At 64.4% G+C, this 17,809-nt stretch carries 15 protein-coding genes; 7 read left to right on the top strand and 8 right to left on the bottom strand.

Translation table 11 applies throughout. The features are described 5' to 3' along the window. Positions 1-2 precede the first annotated feature (2 nt). Positions 3-1,037, bottom strand: a complete 1,035-nt coding sequence (gene bioB, locus B4400_RS16045; protein ID WP_078288089.1) for a biotin synthase BioB — start codon at positions 1,035-1,037, stop codon at positions 3-5. Between the two features lie 77 nt (positions 1,038-1,114). On the opposite strand from bioB, the gene B4400_RS16040 reads away from it, so the two are divergent. Next, positions 1,115-1,756, top strand: a complete 642-nt coding sequence (locus tag B4400_RS16040) for a TetR family transcriptional regulator (RefSeq protein WP_078312035.1) — start codon at positions 1,115-1,117, stop codon at positions 1,754-1,756. On the opposite strand, the gene bioD is transcribed toward B4400_RS16040, so the two are convergent. Genes bioD through B4400_RS16025 form a run of 3 tightly spaced genes read right to left on the bottom strand, consistent with a single transcriptional unit; the run spans position 1,749 to position 4,921 of the window. Then, positions 1,749-2,432, bottom strand: a complete 684-nt coding sequence (gene bioD / locus B4400_RS16035) for a dethiobiotin synthase (protein WP_078312034.1) — start codon at positions 2,430-2,432, stop codon at positions 1,749-1,751. The genes B4400_RS16040 and bioD overlap by 8 nt on opposite strands. Next, entirely contained in the window at positions 2,429-3,574 is a 1,146-nt protein-coding gene (locus B4400_RS16030; RefSeq protein WP_078312033.1) for an 8-amino-7-oxononanoate synthase, read from the bottom strand. Before B4400_RS16030 ends, bioD begins: the two co-directional genes overlap by 4 nt. A 30-nt stretch (positions 3,575-3,604) precedes the next feature. Beyond that, positions 3,605-4,921 carry an adenosylmethionine--8-amino-7-oxononanoate transaminase gene (locus B4400_RS16025; RefSeq protein ID WP_078312083.1) on the bottom strand — a complete coding sequence of 439 codons (1,317 nt, stop codon included), beginning with the start codon at positions 4,919-4,921 and terminating at the stop codon, positions 3,605-3,607. Positions 4,922-5,043: 122 nt separating this feature from the next. On the opposite strand from B4400_RS16025, the gene sucT reads away from it, so the two are divergent. Further along, positions 5,044-7,224, top strand: a complete 2,181-nt coding sequence (gene sucT, locus B4400_RS16020) for an acetyltransferase SucT (RefSeq protein ID WP_078312032.1) — start codon at positions 5,044-5,046, stop codon at positions 7,222-7,224. Between the two features lie 40 nt (positions 7,225-7,264). Next, entirely contained in the window at positions 7,265-9,406 is a 2,142-nt protein-coding gene (gene glgX / locus B4400_RS16015; RefSeq protein ID WP_078312031.1) for a glycogen debranching protein GlgX, read from the top strand. A 6-nt stretch (positions 9,407-9,412) separates the two neighbouring features. On the opposite strand, the gene ilvA is transcribed toward glgX, so the two are convergent. Together ilvA and B4400_RS16005 are read right to left on the bottom strand one after the other, a co-directional pair. Then, positions 9,413-10,672: a threonine ammonia-lyase IlvA gene (gene ilvA / locus B4400_RS16010; protein WP_078312030.1), complete on the bottom strand. Its 1,260-nt coding sequence runs from the start codon at positions 10,670-10,672 to the stop codon at positions 9,413-9,415. Continuing rightward, complete coding sequence (locus tag B4400_RS16005) at positions 10,669-11,106, bottom strand: nitroreductase family deazaflavin-dependent oxidoreductase (RefSeq protein WP_078312029.1); 438 nt, start codon at positions 11,104-11,106, stop codon at positions 10,669-10,671. Before B4400_RS16005 ends, ilvA begins: the two co-directional genes overlap by 4 nt. 157 nt (positions 11,107-11,263) lie before the next feature. On the opposite strand from B4400_RS16005, the gene B4400_RS16000 reads away from it, so the two are divergent. The 3 genes from B4400_RS16000 to B4400_RS15990 are packed head-to-tail and all read left to right on the top strand — an operon-like array spanning position 11,264 to position 13,083. Beyond that, positions 11,264-11,470 carry a hypothetical protein gene (locus B4400_RS16000; RefSeq protein ID WP_078312028.1) on the top strand — a complete coding sequence of 69 codons (207 nt, stop codon included), beginning with the start codon at positions 11,264-11,266 and terminating at the stop codon, positions 11,468-11,470. A gap of 33 nt (positions 11,471-11,503) precedes the next feature. Beyond that, entirely contained in the window at positions 11,504-12,262 is a 759-nt protein-coding gene (locus B4400_RS15995; RefSeq protein WP_078312027.1) for a hypothetical protein, read from the top strand. A 2-nt stretch (positions 12,263-12,264) separates the two neighbouring features. Beyond that, positions 12,265-13,083 (top strand): DUF6498-containing protein, encoded by an 819-nt coding sequence (locus B4400_RS15990; RefSeq protein ID WP_078312026.1) that lies wholly within the window; start codon positions 12,265-12,267, stop codon positions 13,081-13,083. Between the two features lie 7 nt (positions 13,084-13,090). On the opposite strand, the gene B4400_RS15985 is transcribed toward B4400_RS15990, so the two are convergent. Then, positions 13,091-13,507 carry a DUF5313 domain-containing protein gene (locus B4400_RS15985; RefSeq protein WP_078295613.1) on the bottom strand — a complete coding sequence of 139 codons (417 nt, stop codon included), beginning with the start codon at positions 13,505-13,507 and terminating at the stop codon, positions 13,091-13,093. Positions 13,508-13,682: 175 nt separating this feature from the next. Between B4400_RS15985 and B4400_RS15980 the strand changes: the two genes are divergently transcribed. Beyond that, entirely contained in the window at positions 13,683-14,066 is a 384-nt protein-coding gene (locus B4400_RS15980; protein WP_078312025.1) for an ArsR/SmtB family transcription factor, read from the top strand. Here B4400_RS15980 and dnaE read toward each other — a convergent pair. Further along, positions 14,037-17,594, bottom strand: a complete 3,558-nt coding sequence (gene dnaE / locus B4400_RS15975; RefSeq protein ID WP_078312024.1) for a DNA polymerase III subunit alpha — start codon at positions 17,592-17,594, stop codon at positions 14,037-14,039. The two genes, B4400_RS15980 and dnaE, sit on opposite strands and share 30 nt — an antisense overlap. Between the last annotated feature and the right edge of the window lie 215 nt (positions 17,595-17,809).

The following is a 17,809-nucleotide window of genomic DNA, read 5'->3' as shown; positions in this document are numbered from 1 at the left end:
GGTCACAGGCTGCTGTTGAGTGCCTTGATCGGCATCTGCAGATCGACCAGCAGTTCCAGGTCCGCCTCGGCCGGACGGCCCAGTGTCGTCAGGTAGTTGCCGACGATGACGGCATTGATACCGCCCAGAATGCCCTGCTTGGCGCCCAGATCACCCAGGGTGATCTCGCGTCCGCCGGCGAAGCGCAGCATCGTGCGCGGCAGCGCGAGACGGAATGCCGCCACGGCACGCAGTGCGTCCGCGGCGGGGAGCACCTCGAGGTCGCCGAAGGGCGTTCCGGGGCGGGGGTTCAGGAAGTTCAGCGGAACCTCATCGGGTTCGAGCTCGGCCAGGTTCGCGGCGAATTCTGCGCGCTGCTCCAGCGTCTCGCCCATGCCGAGGATGCCGCCGCAGCAGACCTCCATGCCCGCCTCGCGAACCATCCTGAGGGTGTCCCAACGCTCCTCCCAGCTGTGAGTGGTCACCACATTGGGGAAATGCGACTTGGCGGTTTCGAGGTTGTGGTTGTACCGGTGCACACCCATCGCCGAGAGGCGGTCGACCTGCTCCTGGGTCAGCATGCCCAGCGAGCAGGCGATCTGAATGTCGACCTCATTGCGGATGGCCTCGATACCGGCCGCGACCTGAGCAAGCAGGCGCTCGTCGGGACCGCGCACGGCCGCCACGATGCAGAACTCGGTGGCACCGGACTTCGCGGTCTGTTTGGCGGCCTCGACCAGGCTCGGGATATCGAGCCAGGCGCTGCGCACAGGGGACGCGAACAGACCGGACTGTGAACAGAAATGGCAGTCCTCGGGGCAGCCACCGGTCTTGAGGCTGATGATGCCCTCGACCTCGACCTCCGGGCCGCACCACTGCATCCGAACCTCGTGCGCGAGCGCCAGCAGCTCTTCCAGGCGGTCGTCGGGGAGCTGTAGCACCCGCAGCACCTGATCCTGGGTGAGGCCTACCCCCTGCTCGAGCACCTGCTCACGGGCGATGGCCAGTACGTCGCGATCCGTGTCGCCCGCGGTGGTTGCTTCGGCTGCCTGAGTCACGCAGCACTCCTCACAGTGTCTTGTCTTTATGTCTTGTCTCTGACCGTCCCAATCCTGAACGGTGTTCAGGTTAGAGTATTGCCATCACCGAGCCAAACAAGGGGCGCACTGCCCCGCTTAACCGACACGACCTGGTGCGCCGGGCCACCGCGATTCTGGACGACTACGGAATCGCGGATCTGACGATGCGCCGGCTCGCCCGCGAACTCGATATCGCACCGAGCGCGCTGTACTGGCACTTCGCGAACAAACAGCAGCTGCTCGGCGCGGTGGCCGATCATGTGTTGGCGCCGTTGGCGGAAACCGATTGTCGTGATGTGCCGTGGCAGCAGCGCGTCGATTTCCTGTGCTCCGCGCTGCGCGACGCACTGCTCTCCCACAAGGACGGCGCGGAGTTGGTGTCGGCGAGCTTCGCCTCGGGCCAAACCTCCCACATGATCACAGTGCTCAATCGCCTGGCCGAGGCCGCTGTCACCTCGGGATTAGGTGCGGTACCCGCCGCACTGGCCGCCCGCAGCATCGTCTATTACGTGCTGGGTTATGTCGCCGACGAACAGTCTCGGCTGCAGTGGGACTCTGCCGGCGCACTGGAAGATGGCCAGTCATACCTCGCCGACGGCGCGGCGCTGGCCGATCCCACCGCGCAGTTCGGCTTCGGAGTGCGCCTGCTTGTGGACGGGATCGACCATTTGGCCCGCCAGTCCAGCCCCATCAGCTAGCGGCCACCAGCTCAGACACCCACTGCGGGTCGAAAAGCGCCACGCTCAGCTCGGCGAACACCGCGGGCATCAGCCGCGGCGCCCCCTCGGGAATCACCGCGCGCACCGGCGTCTTGAACTGATTCGCCAGTTCCTCACGGTTGAGTCGCTGCGGCAGGTCCGGCTCTGCCGGGAAACTCCCCACCACCAACCCGGCACAGGGAACTGACTGCGCCGCAAGGGCTTCCAGCGTGAGGGCGGTGTGATTCAGGGTGCCCAGGTCGGCGGTCGTCACCACCAGCACCGGCGCGTCGAGAACAATCGCCAGATCACGCAGCGTCTTACCACCCGCGGCCAGCTCCACCAGCAGACCTCCGGCTCCCTCAACCAGTGTCAATGCCCCGGGGCGATCGAGGGCGAAGATCGACGTGGCCATCTGGACGTCGTCGAGCAAGGCCAGACCGGCCCGCGACGCCGCCGCCACGGGAGCCAGCGGTTCGGGATAACGCGCCAAGGTCTCGACGCGTGTCACTCCGGACAGGCGGGCAACCTCATCGGCGTCACGGTCCTCACCGGTCTGCACCGGTTTGCATACCGTCACGTCGATGCCCTGACTCACCGCGGCCGCGGCCAGCGCCGCCGTTGCCACCGTCTTGCCCACTCCCGTTGATGTTCCGGTGACCAGGAGGATCGTCACCGGCGGGCCAGCGCCAATACTCCGGCGAGCACCTCACGCACGCGATCCATATCGGCGCCGGTAAGCGAGGCCCGGGCCGTTAGGCGTAGCAGTGACTGCCCCTCGGGGACCGACGGCGGACGGAAACAGCCCACCCGCACCCCCTGATCCAGGCATGCCTTGGCAGCGTTGAACGCGATCGTCGGGTCACCGAGTACCACCGGCACCACCGCGGACTCGGGCGTGTCCGCCACACCACACCACTGACCCAGCGTCGCCGCGTGGTCGAGCACCGCGCGGACCCGTTCCGGTTCGTCGGCCATGAGCCGCAGCGCCGCCAACGCCGACCCGACCGCGGCAGGAGCGAGCCCGGTGTCGAAGATGAACGGCCGGGCGGCATCGATGAGGTGTGCCCGGACCGCCTCTGATCCCAGCACCGCCCCACCCTGGCTGCCCAGAGCCTTGGACAGTGTGACGGTGACGACGAGATCGTCGAAGCCGGCGAGACCGACTTCGGAGACCAGACCGCGCCCCCCGACCCCGCGTACGCCGAGTCCATGCGCCTCGTCGACAAGTAACACAGCTCCATGACTACGGCAGACCCGGTGCAGCTCGGTCAGTGGCGCGAGCGCACCATCGGCGCTGAAAACCGCGTCGGTGAGAACCAGTGCGCGTTCTTCGGGACGCTGCGCCAGAGCCGCCGCCACCGCCTGGGTGTCGCGATACGGAGTCACGACCACCCGTGCCCGCGATAGGCGGCACGCGTCGATCAGCGAGGCATGGGTGCGCGCATCGGAGACGATGAGCGTTCCGGGACCGGAAAGCGCGACGACCGCTCCGAGATTGGCGGTATAGCCCGAGGAGAACACCAGCGCCGAGGGCGCGCCCATAAAGGTCGCCAGCTCGCGCTCCAGCTCTTCATGCAGCTCGGTATTGCCGGTGACCAGGCGTGAACCGGTGGATCCGGCACCCCACATCCGCAGCGCCTCGACGCCGGCCTCGATGACCTGCGGATGGCACGCGAGGCCCAGATAGTCGTTGGACGCCAGATCGATCTCGGGCTCGGCGGCGCTGCGGGTACGAAGCCGGCGGCGCAGTCCGGCAGCCTCCCGTTGACGCTCGACCTCACCCAACCAGGCAAGCGGTGATGATGCCTCGCCCACCGGCGCCTCCTCTCCTGAACGGTGTTCAGGTTAGCGCACGGCCGATGCGGCTCCTACCGCCGTCGCCGCGCTCACCATCGCGCGCGTGATTCGGTGGATCTCACCCTGATCGCAGATGTACGGCGGCATGGTGTAAATCAAGGTCCGGAAGGGGCGCAGCCATACGCCTTCGTCCAATGCCGCGTTGGTAGCGACGCGCATACCGTCCGCGCCCAACGGGTGTTCCATGTCGATGACGCCAATGGCACCACACACGCGCACGTCGGCGACCCCGTCGAGGGCTGCGGCGGGTGCCAGGCCCGCGCGTAATCCCCCGGATATCTCCGCGATCCGTGACTTCCAGTCCCCGGAGAGCAGTAGTTCGATCGAGGCGACCGCCACCGCACATGCCAACGGATTGGCCATGAAGGTCGGGCCGTGCATGAGTGCGCCCGCCGTGCCGTCACTGATGGTGCGCGCGATCTTGGCGGTACACAGGGTGGCGGCCAAAGTGAGATAACCACCGGTCATGGCCTTGCCGACGCACATGATGTCGGGGCTCACCCCGGCATGATCGGCGGCGAACAGCTCACCGGTGCGTCCGAAGCCCGTCGCGATCTCATCGAAGATCAGCAGCACACCGTGCCTGTCACACATGGCGCGCAGCTCTGCCAGGTAGCGCGGATCGTGGAACCGCATACCCCCGGCACCCTGCACTACCGGTTCCACAATGACGGCCGCGAGTTCGGCGGCATGCTCCGACAGCTCTGCCTCGAAACGCTGGGTGTACTCCTCGTCGTACGCGCTGGGGACCCGCTCGGCGAAGACCTGTTTGGCCAGCACATCGGTCCATAACGAGTGCATGCCGCCCTCGGGGTCACACACGCTCATCGGGGTGAAGGTGTCCCCGTGGTAGCCGCCACGCCAGGTCATCAGTCGATGTTTGGCAGGCAGTCCCAGGCTGCGCCAGTACTGCAGCGCCATCTTGATCGCCACCTCTACCGATACGGACCCTGAGTCGGAGAAGAACACCGTTTCCAGACCGGGCGGGGTCAGCTCCACCAGCAGCTGCGCGAGCCGCGCCGCAGGCTCGTGGGTTAGCCCACCGAACATGACGTGGCTCATCGACGCCACCTGCTCGGTCACCGCGCGATCCAGTTCGGGGTGACCGTGGCCGTGAATGCACGACCACCACGAGCTCATCGCGTCGAGCACCTCCGCGGGACGGCCGTCGCGCACCACGGTGATGTTCGGGCCACTGGCACCGGTCACCACCAGCGGCCGCTGGGTTGTGTCGGGATCGCCGATGCCGCTGTACGGATGCCACACATGCGCGGCATCGACCGCTTCGATCTCATCCGGTGTCAACCTCGGCACAGTCGTCGAGCCTGTCACAGACCCTCGGTACGGAGCCATTCGCCTCACGCGCACACGCCGTTGGCGCGCACCTGCGGAGACTCTCGGCAACCATGGGTACATTGGGGGCGAAAATGTTCTTCGTCTCAGCAACCAAGCCTATGACCAATCCCGGGGTGCCACCCGCCCCGGCGGTCGACGCCACCCCAAAACTGAAGAGCGACAAGGGGTTTTACCGCCATGACCTCGATGGTTTGCGCGGTATCGCCATTTTTCTGGTCGCGGTGTTTCACGTGTGGTTCGGCCGGGTGTCGGGCGGAGTTGATGTCTTCTTAACCCTTTCGGGCTTTTTTTACGGCAGCAAGCTACTTCGCACAGCGACCACACAGGGAGCATCCCTCAACCCGATACCGGTACTGAAACGACTGGTTCGACGGTTGCTCCCCGCGCTGGTTCTCGTCTTGGCGGCTTGCGCCGTCCTCACTGTCCTGGTGCAGCCGGAAACTCGGTGGGAAACGTTCGCCGAGCAGAGCCTGGCCAGCCTGGGCTATTACCAGAACTGGGAGCTCGCCAATACCGCAGCCGACTATCTGGCGGCCAGCGAGTCGGTGAGCCCGCTGCAGCATCTCTGGTCGATGTCGGTGCAGGGGCAGTTCTACGTCGGCTTCCTGGCCTTGGTGTACCTACTGGCCGTTCTTCTGCGCAAACCACTCGGCCGGCACATGCGCCCCGTTCTCATCGCCGTCATCGCGGGCCTGACCGCCACATCCTTCGGATACGCGATCTACGCCCACCTCGACTTCCAGTCGATCGCCTACTACAACACGTTCGCGCGTGCCTGGGAGCTGCTGCTCGGTGTGCTGGTGGGCGCGTTGGTGGCGGGGACGCGCTGGCCGATGTGGCTTCGCCAGGTGCTCGGCCTCATCGCCGTGGCGGCGATTCTGTCCTGCGGTGCGCTCATCAACGGTGTGCGCGAGTTCCCAGGCCCGCTGGCGCTGGTGCCCGTCGTCGCCACCCTCGTCCTCATCTTGTCGGCGGCAAACCTGCCCACCGACACCCCACAACCGATCGCCAACCGATTCCTCGCCACCAGGCCGCTGGTTGAGCTGGGGTCGCTGGCCTACTCGCTGTATCTGTGGCACTGGCCGCTGCTGGTCTATTGGTTGGTCTACAGCGGACAACCCAAGGTCTCGTTGTGGGAGGGTGCCGCCATTCTGGGCATCTCCCTGGCGCTGGCCTACCTGACCAACAAATACGTTGAGACTCCCCTGCGGTACCCCCGGCTACTCCCAGAATCCTCCACGCTGTGGACCAGGCTGCGGCGCCCCACCCTGGCGCTGGGCACAGCGATCGTGGTGACGGCGGTCGCGCTGACCGCCACCTCGTTCACCTGGCTCGAACACGTCACCGTGCAGCGATCCAACGGCAAGGAGCTGTCCGGCCTGCGTCCACGGGACTACCCGGGCGCGGGAGCCCTGCTGTACGGCGACCGCGTGCCCGATCTGCCGATGCGGCCCACCACGCTGGAGGCCTCCGACGATCTACCGATGACCACTGAACAGGACTGCATCAGTGATTTCCGGAATCGGGCGGTCATCTCCTGTACCTACGGCAATCCGCACGCGACGCGCACCATCGCGCTGGCCGGTGGGTCACACGCCGAGCACTGGATCACCGCGCTCGACATCCTGGGCCGCCAGCACAACTTCAAGATCACCACATACCTCAAGATGGGCTGCCCGCTCAGCACCGAAGAGGTCCCTCGTATCGCCGGGTCGAACGACCCCTACCCCGATTGCAAGAAGTGGGTCGACGAGGTGATGTCACGGTTGATCAAGGAACACCCCGATTACGTGTTCACCACCACCACCCGCCCCCGCTCGGCCCTGGGCACTGGTGATGTGATGCCCGATAGCTATATGGGCATCTGGACGGCGTTCGATGAGGCTGGAATCCCTGTTCTCGGCATGCGCGATACCCCGTGGCTGATCGACAAGGACGGCACCACCTACACCGCGGCCGACTGCATCTCCGCAGGCGGAAACTCCGACTCATGCGCCATGGATCGCAATCGCGCGCTCGACGACGCCAATCCCACACTCGCCATCGCGAACCAGTTCCCGCTACTGAAGATCCTCGACATGACCAAGGCCGTGTGCCGTCCCGACAAATGCCGCGTGGTGGAAGGAAACGTGTTGGTGTATCACGATTCTCACCACATCTCGGCGACCTATATGCGGACCATGGCCAAGGAACTGGGACGGCAGATCGCGCTCGCGACCGGGTGGTGGCGGACGGCCCCGCCGGGCAAGTGAGCCGCGCGGTCCCGACCCCGGACCGATAGGGTCTATCAGCATGACCCTGCCACCACTTCAGGTATGGCCGGGCAACCCATATCCACTGGGTGCCACCTACGACGGAGCCGGTACCAACTTCTCACTGTTCTCCGAGGTGGCCACGGCCGTCGAGCTGTGCCTCATCGCCAAGGACGGCACGGAAAGCCGAGTGCCACTCGATGAGGTCGACGGGTACGTGTGGCACTGCTATCTGCCGACCATCTCCCCCGGCCAGCGTTACGGATTCCGGGTACACGGTCCCTGGGAGCCTGAGGCCGGGCACCGCTGCGACCCCAACAAGCTGCTCCTCGACCCGTACGGCAAGGCCTTTCACGGCGAGTTCGGCTACACCCCCGAGGCGGATCCGCCGCTGCTGTCCTACCAGACCGATCCACTGGACACCGAGGCACTAGTCGCGCGAGACTCGCTGGGCCACACCATGACCTCCGTCGTCATCAACCCGTATTTTGACTGGGGTTCGGATCGTCGCCCGCGCACCCCGTACCACGAGACGGTCATCTACGAAGCCCATGTCAAGGGCATGACACAGACTCATCCAGGGGTTCCCGAGGAGCTCAGAGGCACCTACGCCGGCCTGGCGCATCCGGTCGTCATCGAGCACCTGCGTTCCCTCGGTGTCACCGCCATTGAACTGATGCCCGTGCACCAGTTCTTCCAAGACAGCCGGCTGATTGCCCTCGGGTTGCGAAACTATTGGGGGTACAACACCTTCGGATTCCTGGCTCCGCATGCGGGGTACGCGTCGTCGCCGCACGCGGGCGGCGCCGTCGCCGAATTCAAGGCAATGGTTCGCGCTCTGCACGAGGCGGGTATCGAGGTCATCCTCGACGTCGTCTACAACCACACGGCCGAGGGCGATCACATCGGCCCAACCCTGAGTTTCCGCGGCATCGATAATCGCGCCTACTACAAACTCAACGACGACAACCTCGCGCGCTACACCGACTACACCGGGACGGGAAACAGTCTCAACGCTCGCCACCCGCACACGTTGCAGCTCATCATGGACTCGCTGCGCTACTGGGTCACCGAAATGCATGTCGACGGATTCCGGTTCGACCTGGCCTCAACCCTGGCCCGCGAGTTGCATGACGTCGATCGCCTGTCCGCCTTTTTCGACCTGGTGCAGCAAGACCCGATCGTCAGTCAGGTCAAACTGATCGCCGAGCCCTGGGATATCGGCGAGGGCGGATACCAGGTTGGCAACTTCCCCGGACTGTGGACCGAATGGAACGGCAAGTTCCGCGACACCGTCCGCGATTACTGGCGTGGAGAGCCCGCCACCCTCGGCGAATTCGCCTCGCGCCTCACCGGCTCCTCAGATCTCTACGAGGCGACCGGGCGCCGTCCCAGTGCAAGCATCAACTTCGTCACCGCGCACGACGGCTTCACCCTGCGAGACCTGGTCTCGTACAACGAGAAACACAATGAGGCCAATGGTGAGGACAACCGGGACGGAGAAACCCACAACCGCTCGTGGAACTGCGGTGTGGAGGGTCCCACCGATGATCCGGAGATTCTGGCGCTGCGTGCCCGCCAGATGCGCAACATTTTCGCGACCCTGGTGCTGAGCCAGGGCACGCCGATGCTCTCGCACGGCGACGAGATCGGCCGCACCCAGCAGGGCAATAACAATGTGTACTGCCAGGATTCGACGCTGTCGTGGATGGACTGGGAGCTGGCTGAGACAAATTCCGACCTGCTGCAGTTCGCCAGAACGGTGATCGCGCTGCGTAAACAGCACCCGGTGTTCCGCCGCCGCCGCTTCTTCGCCGGACGGCCGATTCGCGAGGGCGAGGAAGTACGCGACATCGCGTGGCTGACACCCGCGGGCGAGGAAATGACCACCGCCGACTGGGACAGCGGTTTCGGCAAGAGTCTGGCCGTCTTCCTCAACGGCGATGCGATCCCCGAACCCAACGCGCGCGGGGAACGCGTCTCCGGAGACTCATTCCTGCTGTGCTTCAACGCCTATGACGCGCCACTGGATTTCGTGACGCCCGACGGCGACTACGCGACGCAATGGACCGCGGTACTCGACACCGGCGAACCGGACGGCCAGTGCTCGGCCGTGGTTGACGCCGGCAAGGCCGTGCGCGTGCAGGACCGCGCCCTGGTCGTGCTGCGCAAGAGCGGATAGCCAGCGCTACGTCAGATAGCGGAACGCCGCCGAATCCGGTTCCAGCCGTTCGATATCGAGGTCCGACGCGTACATCCGATCCAGCAAGCCCGCGAGATCGTCGGCATTGCTGAGCTCGATGCCCACCAGGGCCGCACCCATCTCGCGGTTGTTCCGCTTGACGTACTCGAACAGCGTGATGTCGTCGTTGGGCCCGAGTATGTCCCCCAGGAATCGGCGCAACGCACCCGGCTCCTGCGGGAAGTCGACGAGGAAGTAGTGCTTGAGTCCCAGGTGCACCAACGAGCGCTCCAGGATCTCGCCGTACCGCGAAACATCGTTGTTGCCACCGGAAATCAGGCAGACGACCGTCTCCCCCGGAGTCAGGACCAGTTCTGACAACGCGGCGACCGACAGGGCACCTGCGGGCTCGGCGATGATGCCCTCGTTCTGATAGAGCTCGAGCATCGCCGTGCAGGCCGCGCCTTCGTCAACGGTCATCAAGGTGAGCGCTTCACCTGCCGCGGCCAGTAGTCCGTATGGAACCGCTCCGGCAACCTGTACAGCGCAGCCGTCCACAAAGGGGTCAACATGGTCGAGCGGGACCGGCCCACCCGCCCGCATGGCGGCCGCCATACATGCGGCGCCCGCCGGCTCAACACCGACGACCCGCACCTGCGGCGCCCGCTCCCGCAGGTACGTCACGATTCCGGAGATACACCCACCGCCGCCGACAGGGACCACCACAACGTCCGGATGAACGTCAAGCTGGTCCAAGATCTCGGCGGCAATGGTGCCCTGCCCGGCGATGGTCCGCGGATCGTCGAATGCCGGGACCAGGGTGGCACCGGTACGTTCGGCATCGGCCTTGGCTGCCGCAGCCGCCTCGTCGTAACCATGCCCCACCGCGATGAGCTCCACAAATCCGTTGCCGTGGTAGATGATTCGCTGGCGCTTCTGCTTAGGAGTCTTACTGGGGATGTACACACGACCATGCACGCCCATCGACTTGCACGCCAGCGCGAATCCCTGCGCGTGGTTGCCCGCGCTGGAGCACACCACACCGGCGGCCTTCTCCTCGTCGCTGAGCTGCATCAAGAGATTGAAGGCGCCGCGCAGTTTGTACGACCGAACCGACTGCAGATCTTCGCGTTTGAGATACACGTTGGCGCCGGTGAGCGCGGAAAGCCGATCGGCGTGCTGGACGGGAGTCGGGTGCACCACCTCGTCGATGCGTTTGGCCGCCGCATCGATATCGCTGGCAGTGACGGCCTGGGCCGTGCTCAAGAGACTCGCGTCAGCACGAAAACCGGGATCTGACGGTCGGTCTTGGTCTGGTATTCCGCATACGGCGGGTACGCCTCCACGGCACGGTCCCACCATGGCGCCTTCTCGTCGCCGAAGACCTCGCGGGCATGGTAGTCCTTGGTGATACTGCCGTCCTGCAGCTCGACGAGCGGGTTCTCTTTCACGTTGTAGTACCACACGGGGTTCTTGGGTGCGCCGCCCAGCGAGGCGACGATGGCGTACTCGCCGTCGTGCTCCACCCGCATGAGTGCGATCTTGCGCAGCTTGCCGGACTTGGCGCCCAGCGTGGTCAGCAAGATGACCGGCATGTCCGCGATGGTGATGCCGTCGGTGGTCCCGCTCTCGATAATCCTGGCCACCTGCTTCTGCGACCAATCGAGTCCACTGGGTTCGTATTCACCGGTTAATGGCATGCCGACAACTCTATCGCTCCATCTATAGGGGAATCACGCCGATAACGAGAACGCCGGGGGGCCCGCCAGCACCCGACTGCCCCCGCGACTTTGTTCTATCACCCATGACCGGAGTGTTCGGTTGACCGAACTTCCCCGTTAGGCATATCCTCTATTTATGACAACCTTCGAGCGCGCGGCACATGGGGTGCGGTCGGTGGATGTCGCGGGCGCGGCATGGGCCCCCTACAAGCTGCTGGCCCTCGGGGTCGGCACGGCAGTCTTCGTGGCCGCGCTCTTGCTGGTGGCGTCAATGTCGACCGCAGTACTCTCCGCCAGTGCCGTGGCCAGCATGGTCTGGCTCGCGGGCTCGCTCATTCACTGAGCGGAACCTCTCCACGGGGTGTAATACATCCCCATGTCTTCGCCAAGTGAATCGGCTGCCGAACGCCCTGTCGGGCAGCGCATGGAACGGCTTGCCCACGAGGTGACCGATGACGTGCTGGCCGCCGAAAGACATCTGCCGTCCTGGCTGCGCCCGGGTGCCCCCGAAAGCCGAATACCGGTTCTCGTCGCTCTCCTGGCGGCGATCGGCCTGCAGCTGGCCATCCCCGCACAGTTCAATCTGACGCCGCGCTGGCCATTGCCCGCTCTTGAGTTCGCGCTGCTGCTCGTTCTGGTGATCCTCAACCCGATAAAGTTCACGCGGTCAACGACTCTCGGGCGTTGGGCGACCTATCTGCTGATCGCTGCCATTACCGCCGACAACACCATCTCGGCGGCACTGCTGGATTACAAGATCGTGACGGGGCAGATGGGTGACAACCCGCGCGTGCTCCTCGGCAGTGGTCTGGCGATCTTCATCACCAACGTCATCGTATTCGGTATGTGGTACTGGGAGTTTGACCGTGGCGGCCCCTTCGCCCGCCGCACCCCCGAACGCCCGCATCCTGACTTCATGTTTCCCCAGATGGCCAATCCCGAACTCGCGCCGCCGGATTGGCGGCCGAAATTCCCCGATTACCTGTACGTGAGCTTCACCAACGTCGTCGCGTTCTCCCCCACCGACACCATGCCGCTCTCGCGGTGGGCCAAGATGCTGATGACGCTGCAATCAATCGTGGCGCTATCCACAGTGGCACTGGTGCTCGCCCGCGCCGTGAACATTCTGGGCTAGCCGTGATCTCACAGGACTCCGTCCCGACATCGGACGACCCCGGCACCCTCAACCGGGTTCTTCACCTGGCCACGATGATCGCGGTGAACGCGATTCCACTTACCGGCTGGTTCGTGGGCGGCTGGTCGGCTGGCACAACGCTCGCGGTCTACTGGTTCGAGACCGTGGTGGCATCGATGTTCGTCGCACTCCGGGCCCTGCTGCACAAGCGGTGGAGTCCGCGCCGCGGACACTTCCGGTACGAGGCACCCGGGCCGGACCGGAGCTACTCACGCACCTCTTTCGTCAAGGGATTCCTGTTCACGACGCTCGTGTTCTCGGCGGCGCATGGGTTCTTTCTCGCGGTCATCATTTTTCTGCTCACCCACAACGGCAAGGCCGCACTGATCGGTATCGACTGGCACAGTGTGGGATTCGGGTGCCTCCAGGTGCTCATCGCGCTGGCCGTCGACTTTCTGGTGGATCTCCCCTCCCTGCGCCGATGGTCCTTCTGGCAGCTGGAAGTGATGGCGAGTCGCGGATTCATGCGAGTTGCCGTCGTGCATCTCACTCTGATCTTCGGGATGTTCGCGGTCGCTGTCACCGACGCACCGTCAGCACTGTTCGGGGTGTTCGTCGTCCTGAAGACCATGTATTCGCTCAGCGTCACCTTCCCGCAATGGGAGCCCGCTACCCCGCCCCGCTGGCTCAGTGGTGCGATGAATCGGATCCCGAGCGCACGTCCAGGACTGACTTTCGAGCAGCAATGGGTCAAAGACCGCAAGGACGAGACCGCACGCCGAAAGAAGAACGAAGAGCCGTGGACGGGGAAGCGGCGCTAACCGCTGGTCAGATCGGGTCGCTGCTGGAGTAGGTGTCGTTCGACTCCGGGCGCGCACCATAGCGCTGGGCATAGGTCTCGTGCTTGCGCGCGTGCTTCTCGCGGTTCCCGATGTCGGCGAGCTTGGGATCCAGATCGTGCTGGGCCAACCGGTAACGGCGCCAAATCTTGTTGAGAGCGTGCGTCATCAGGATCGCCCAGACGTAGATGGGCAGGGTGATCGCGACGTGCAGGAGCAATCCACCCGGTAGGAGCCAAAACGGAGCCAAGATGAAATGCGGCGGGATCACGTATCGGATCATGTGCCGCCGAATGGCCCCGGGACCGGACAGATCGTTGGCCACCCAGTCCCGCATCGAGTCGGGCAATCGCCTTCCGTAGGCGTAGGTGATGTACTGCCCTGCGGTGGGCCGATCGGTCGTCATACCAACTCCTGCGCGTCTGAGGCAGCGCTTCGCTGAAGGGGCCGGTAATACAGCCCCTGCTGAATACCGCTAGGGCCCCGACGAGCGCCGTCAGGAACTATAGACGCGCCCCTGTCCCGCGGTGTTGTCGGGTTGCTAATCTATGCAAGTTGTTGTGTGGTGAGGTGGACTTGAGATGGATGCACGTCAGCCGCTGTATCGGATGAAGGCGGATTTCTTCAAGACGTTGGGACATCCCGTGCGGATACGTGTGCTGGAACTGCTCAGCGAACGCGATCGGGCCGTCTCGGAGATGTTGCCCGAAGTAGGTATCGAGGCAGCGAATCTGTCGCAGCAGTTGGCCGTGCTCCGGCGTGCCGGCCTGGTGACAGCCCGTCGCGAAGGACTCTCCGTGCTGTACACGTTGACATCACCACGAGTGGCGGAGCTGCTGGCCACCGCGCGCAAGATCTTGACCGGCGTGGTCGCCGATCAAGCCGAATGGCTCGATCCCGTCTCCGCGGAGGTCGCGCAGAGCCGCCGTGGAGAACTAGCCGCCCAGGCAGCCCGGCCCGAGTAACGCCTTGAGATCCCCCATCAGGGCCGACGACGGCGTCACCCGAAGCGACTGATCGAGCTCCAGCGTGGTGACGCGCTCCCCACTGATCAAACGCAGATGGACCTGGTTGGTACCGGGATGCCGCGCCAGCACTTGCTTGAGTGCGGTGACCTTGTCGATGGTGCACTGCCTGGTCGGCAACGTGACGGCGACCGGACGGTCGTCGGATGCTTGCGAGAAGTCGGGCACCACAAGGTCATTGGCGATCAGGGAGATTCTGTCATCGCGTATCGCCACCTTCGCGTTCACCAGAACCACCGCGTCGTCGGCTATCTCGGCGCCGTAGACCGAGTAGGCCTGCGGGAAGAAGAGCACCTCGATACCACCCGTGAGGTCCTCCAGCTGCGCGGACGCCCAGGGCATGCCGTTCTTGTTCACGCGACGATTGACCGAGGCGAGAATCCCGCCCACACGCACCTGGGTGTCGTTGGCGATATCGCCTTCGAGGATCGTGGGAATCTGGGTGTCCGTTTGGCGACCCAGCAGGTGTGCCACCCCATTGAGTGGATGCCCGGATACGTACAGGCCCAGCATTTCTCGCTCGAGGGCGAGCTTGTGCTTCTCTTCCCATTCGTCGTCCGGCACCTTGATGGCGAAGACGTTGGCCGCGTCGGCGTCGTCGTCGCCCGCACCGCCGAAGAGATCGAACTGCCCCATCGCTTCGGCCTTCTTGGTGCCCAGCACCGAGTCGACGGCATCGGACTGGACGAGGAACAGCCCCTTGCGGGAATGCCCTAGCGAGTCAAAGGCCCCCGCCTTCACCAGCGATTCCGTGACCTTCTTATTGCAGGCCGCGATGTCAATCTTGTGCAGGTAGTCGGAGAAGTCGGTGAAGGCACCCTTCGATTCTCGGGTCGCGATGAGCGACTGCACCACATTGGCGCCGACATTGCGGACACCGCCGAGGCCGTAGCGGATGTCCGCGCCCACCGATGCGAAGTTGTGCACCGACTCGTTGACGTCTGGGGGCAGCACCGTGATGCCCAGACGACGGCAGTCGGCGAGGTAGACGGCGGCCTTGTCCTTGTCGTCGCCGACGGAGGTGAGCAGGCCGGCCATGTATTCGCCCGGGTAATTGGCCTTGAGATAGGCGGTCCAGAACGACACCAATCCGTACCCGGCGGCATGCGATTTGTTGAATGCGTACCCGGCGAACGGAAGAATGGTGTCCCACAACGCCTTAACGGCCTTTTCGGAGAAGCCGTTGTTGGTCATGCCTTCGTAGAAGCCCTTGTACTCAGCCTCCAGGACCTCGAGCTTCTTCTTACCCATGGCCTTGCGCAGCGCATCGGCCTTACCCATCGAGTACGAGGCGACCTTCTGGGCGATGAACATGATCTGCTCTTGGTAGACGATCAGACCGTAGGTCTCCGAGAGGATGTCCTTGAGGGGCTCTTCCAGCTCGGGGTGAATCGGCTTGATCGGCTGGCGACCATTCTTGCGGTCGGCGTAGTCGTTGTGCGCGTTCATGCCCATCGGGCCGGGGCGGTATAGCGCCAGCACGGCCACGATGTCGTTGAAACCGGTGGGCTGCATGCGGCGCAGCAGATCCCGCATGGGCCCGCCGTCGAGCTGGAACACACCGAGGGTGTCACCGCGGGACAGTAATTCGTAGGTGGCCGGATCTTCCAGCGGCAGATGATCCAGGTCCAGGTCGATGCCCCGGTTGGCCTTGATGTTGTCCAGCGCATCACCAATGACGGTGAGGTTGCGCAACCCCAGGAAGTCCATCTTCAGCAGGCCAATGGCCTCACACGACGGGTAGTCCCAGCCGGTGATGATGGCGCCGTCCTGCGCGCGCCGCCACAGCGGAATCGCCTCGGTGAGTGGCTCCGAGCTCATGATGACCGCGCACGCGTGCACACCGGCGTTACGGATCAGCCCTTCCAGGCCGCGTGCGGTCTGGAAGATGGTGCGCACGTCCGGATCGGTGTCGATCAAGGTGCGAACCTCGGCGGCTTCCTTGTACCGCTCATGTTCCGGGTCGGTGATACCCCACACCGGGATGTCCTTGGCCATGATCGGCGGTGGCAGCGCCTTGGTGATGCGGTCGGCGATGGCGAAACCTGGCTGCCCGTAGTGGATACGTGCCGAGTCCTTCAGCGCCGCCTTGGTCTTGATCGTGCCGAAGGTGATGACCTGTGCCACCCGGTCACTGCCCCATTTATCGGTGGCATACCGAACCATCTCGCCGCGGCGACGGTCGTCGAAGTCGATATCGATATCGGGTGCCGACGGCCGCTCCGGATTGAGGAAGCGCTCGAACAGCAGCCCGTGCGGGATCGGGTCGATATTGGTGATGCCGAGCGCGTAGGCGACCAGCGATCCGGCCGCCGATCCACGGCCCGGGCCAACCCTGATACCGACTTCCTTGGCATGTGTGACGAGGTCGCCGACGACGAGAAAGTATGCGGGAAAGCCCTTTTGCTTGATGACGTCAAGCTCGTAGTGCGCACGGGTGAAATACTCGTCGGGCACTCCGCCGGCAATGCCATGGAAGCGACGCTCCAGCCCGCGGTCGACTTCCTTACGCAGCCAGGAGTCTTGGTCTTCACCTTCCGGCACCGGAAACACCGGCATGCGGTCCTTGAAGCTCCAGACATCCTCATACGACTGCACCCGCTCCGCAATCAGCAGGGTGTTGTCACACGCGCCCGGGACGGAGTCGTCCCACAAGTCACGCATCTCGGAGGCCGGCTTCAGGAAGTAGCCGTCACCGTCGAACTTGAAACGCGTGGGGTCCGACATCGTCTTGCCGGTCTGCACGCACAGCAACGCCTCGTGATTATGCGCATGGTCCTTGGTGACGTAGTGACAGTCGTTGGTGGCCAAGGGCGGTATGCCGAGCTTCTTGCCCACCTCCAGCAGGCCCTCGCGCACCCGGCGCTCGATGGACAGCCCGTGATCCATCAGCTCCAGGAAGAAGTTGTCCTTACCGAAGATCTCCTGCCACTTAGCCGCAGCAGCAAGCGCCTCGTCTTCTTGTCCCAGCCGTAGCCGGGTCTGCACTTCACCCGACGGACATCCGGTGGTGGCGATGATGCCGCTCGCGTGTTCGGCGATGAGCTCGGCGTCCATCCGGGCCCACTTGCCGAGCTGACCCTCGAACGAGGCCAGGGAGGACAGCTTGAACAGGTTGCGCAGGCCCGTCGCATTCTCGGCGACCATCGTCATATGGGTGTACGAACCCGAACCGGACACGTCATCGGACTTCTGTCCCGGATCACCCCAGAAGACGCGCTTGGTGTCGAACCGCGAGGCGGGTGCGATGTAGGCCTCGATGCCGATGATGGGCTTGACCCCGGTGGCCGTGGCCACGTTGTAGAACTCGCTCGCGCCGTACATGTTTCCGTGGTCGGTCATGCCGACCGCCGACATGCCCAGGCGCTCCACCTCCGCGAGCATCGGCTTGATCTTCGCGGCACCATCGAGCATCGAGTACTCGGTGTGGTTGTGCAGGTGCACGAACGAAGAATTCGAGGAGCTCACACGTGCCTTTCGTACCGACCCACGATGGGGGCGTCAATCGCTAGAGGGGTCAGTTTATGGCGAGGGTCCGACAGTCTCGGGCGTGTCGGGGGTGTGTCGCCTGGCTCATCCAGCTACCCGAATCACAACGGTCACAAAAGCCCCGCCAGCAACGGTGAGAACCTACGATAACACCATAGCTGGAAGCCCGGCTCGGCCCGCGCGGTGTCGCCGCG

Origin of the sequence: Mycobacterium sp. D16Q13 (genome assembly GCF_002013375.1) — a bacterium.
In the GTDB taxonomy this organism is placed as follows: Bacteria; Actinomycetota; Actinomycetes; order Mycobacteriales; family Mycobacteriaceae; genus Mycobacterium.
Note: the sequence above shows the minus strand (reverse complement) of the source record. Positions and strands in the feature narration are given on the sequence as shown.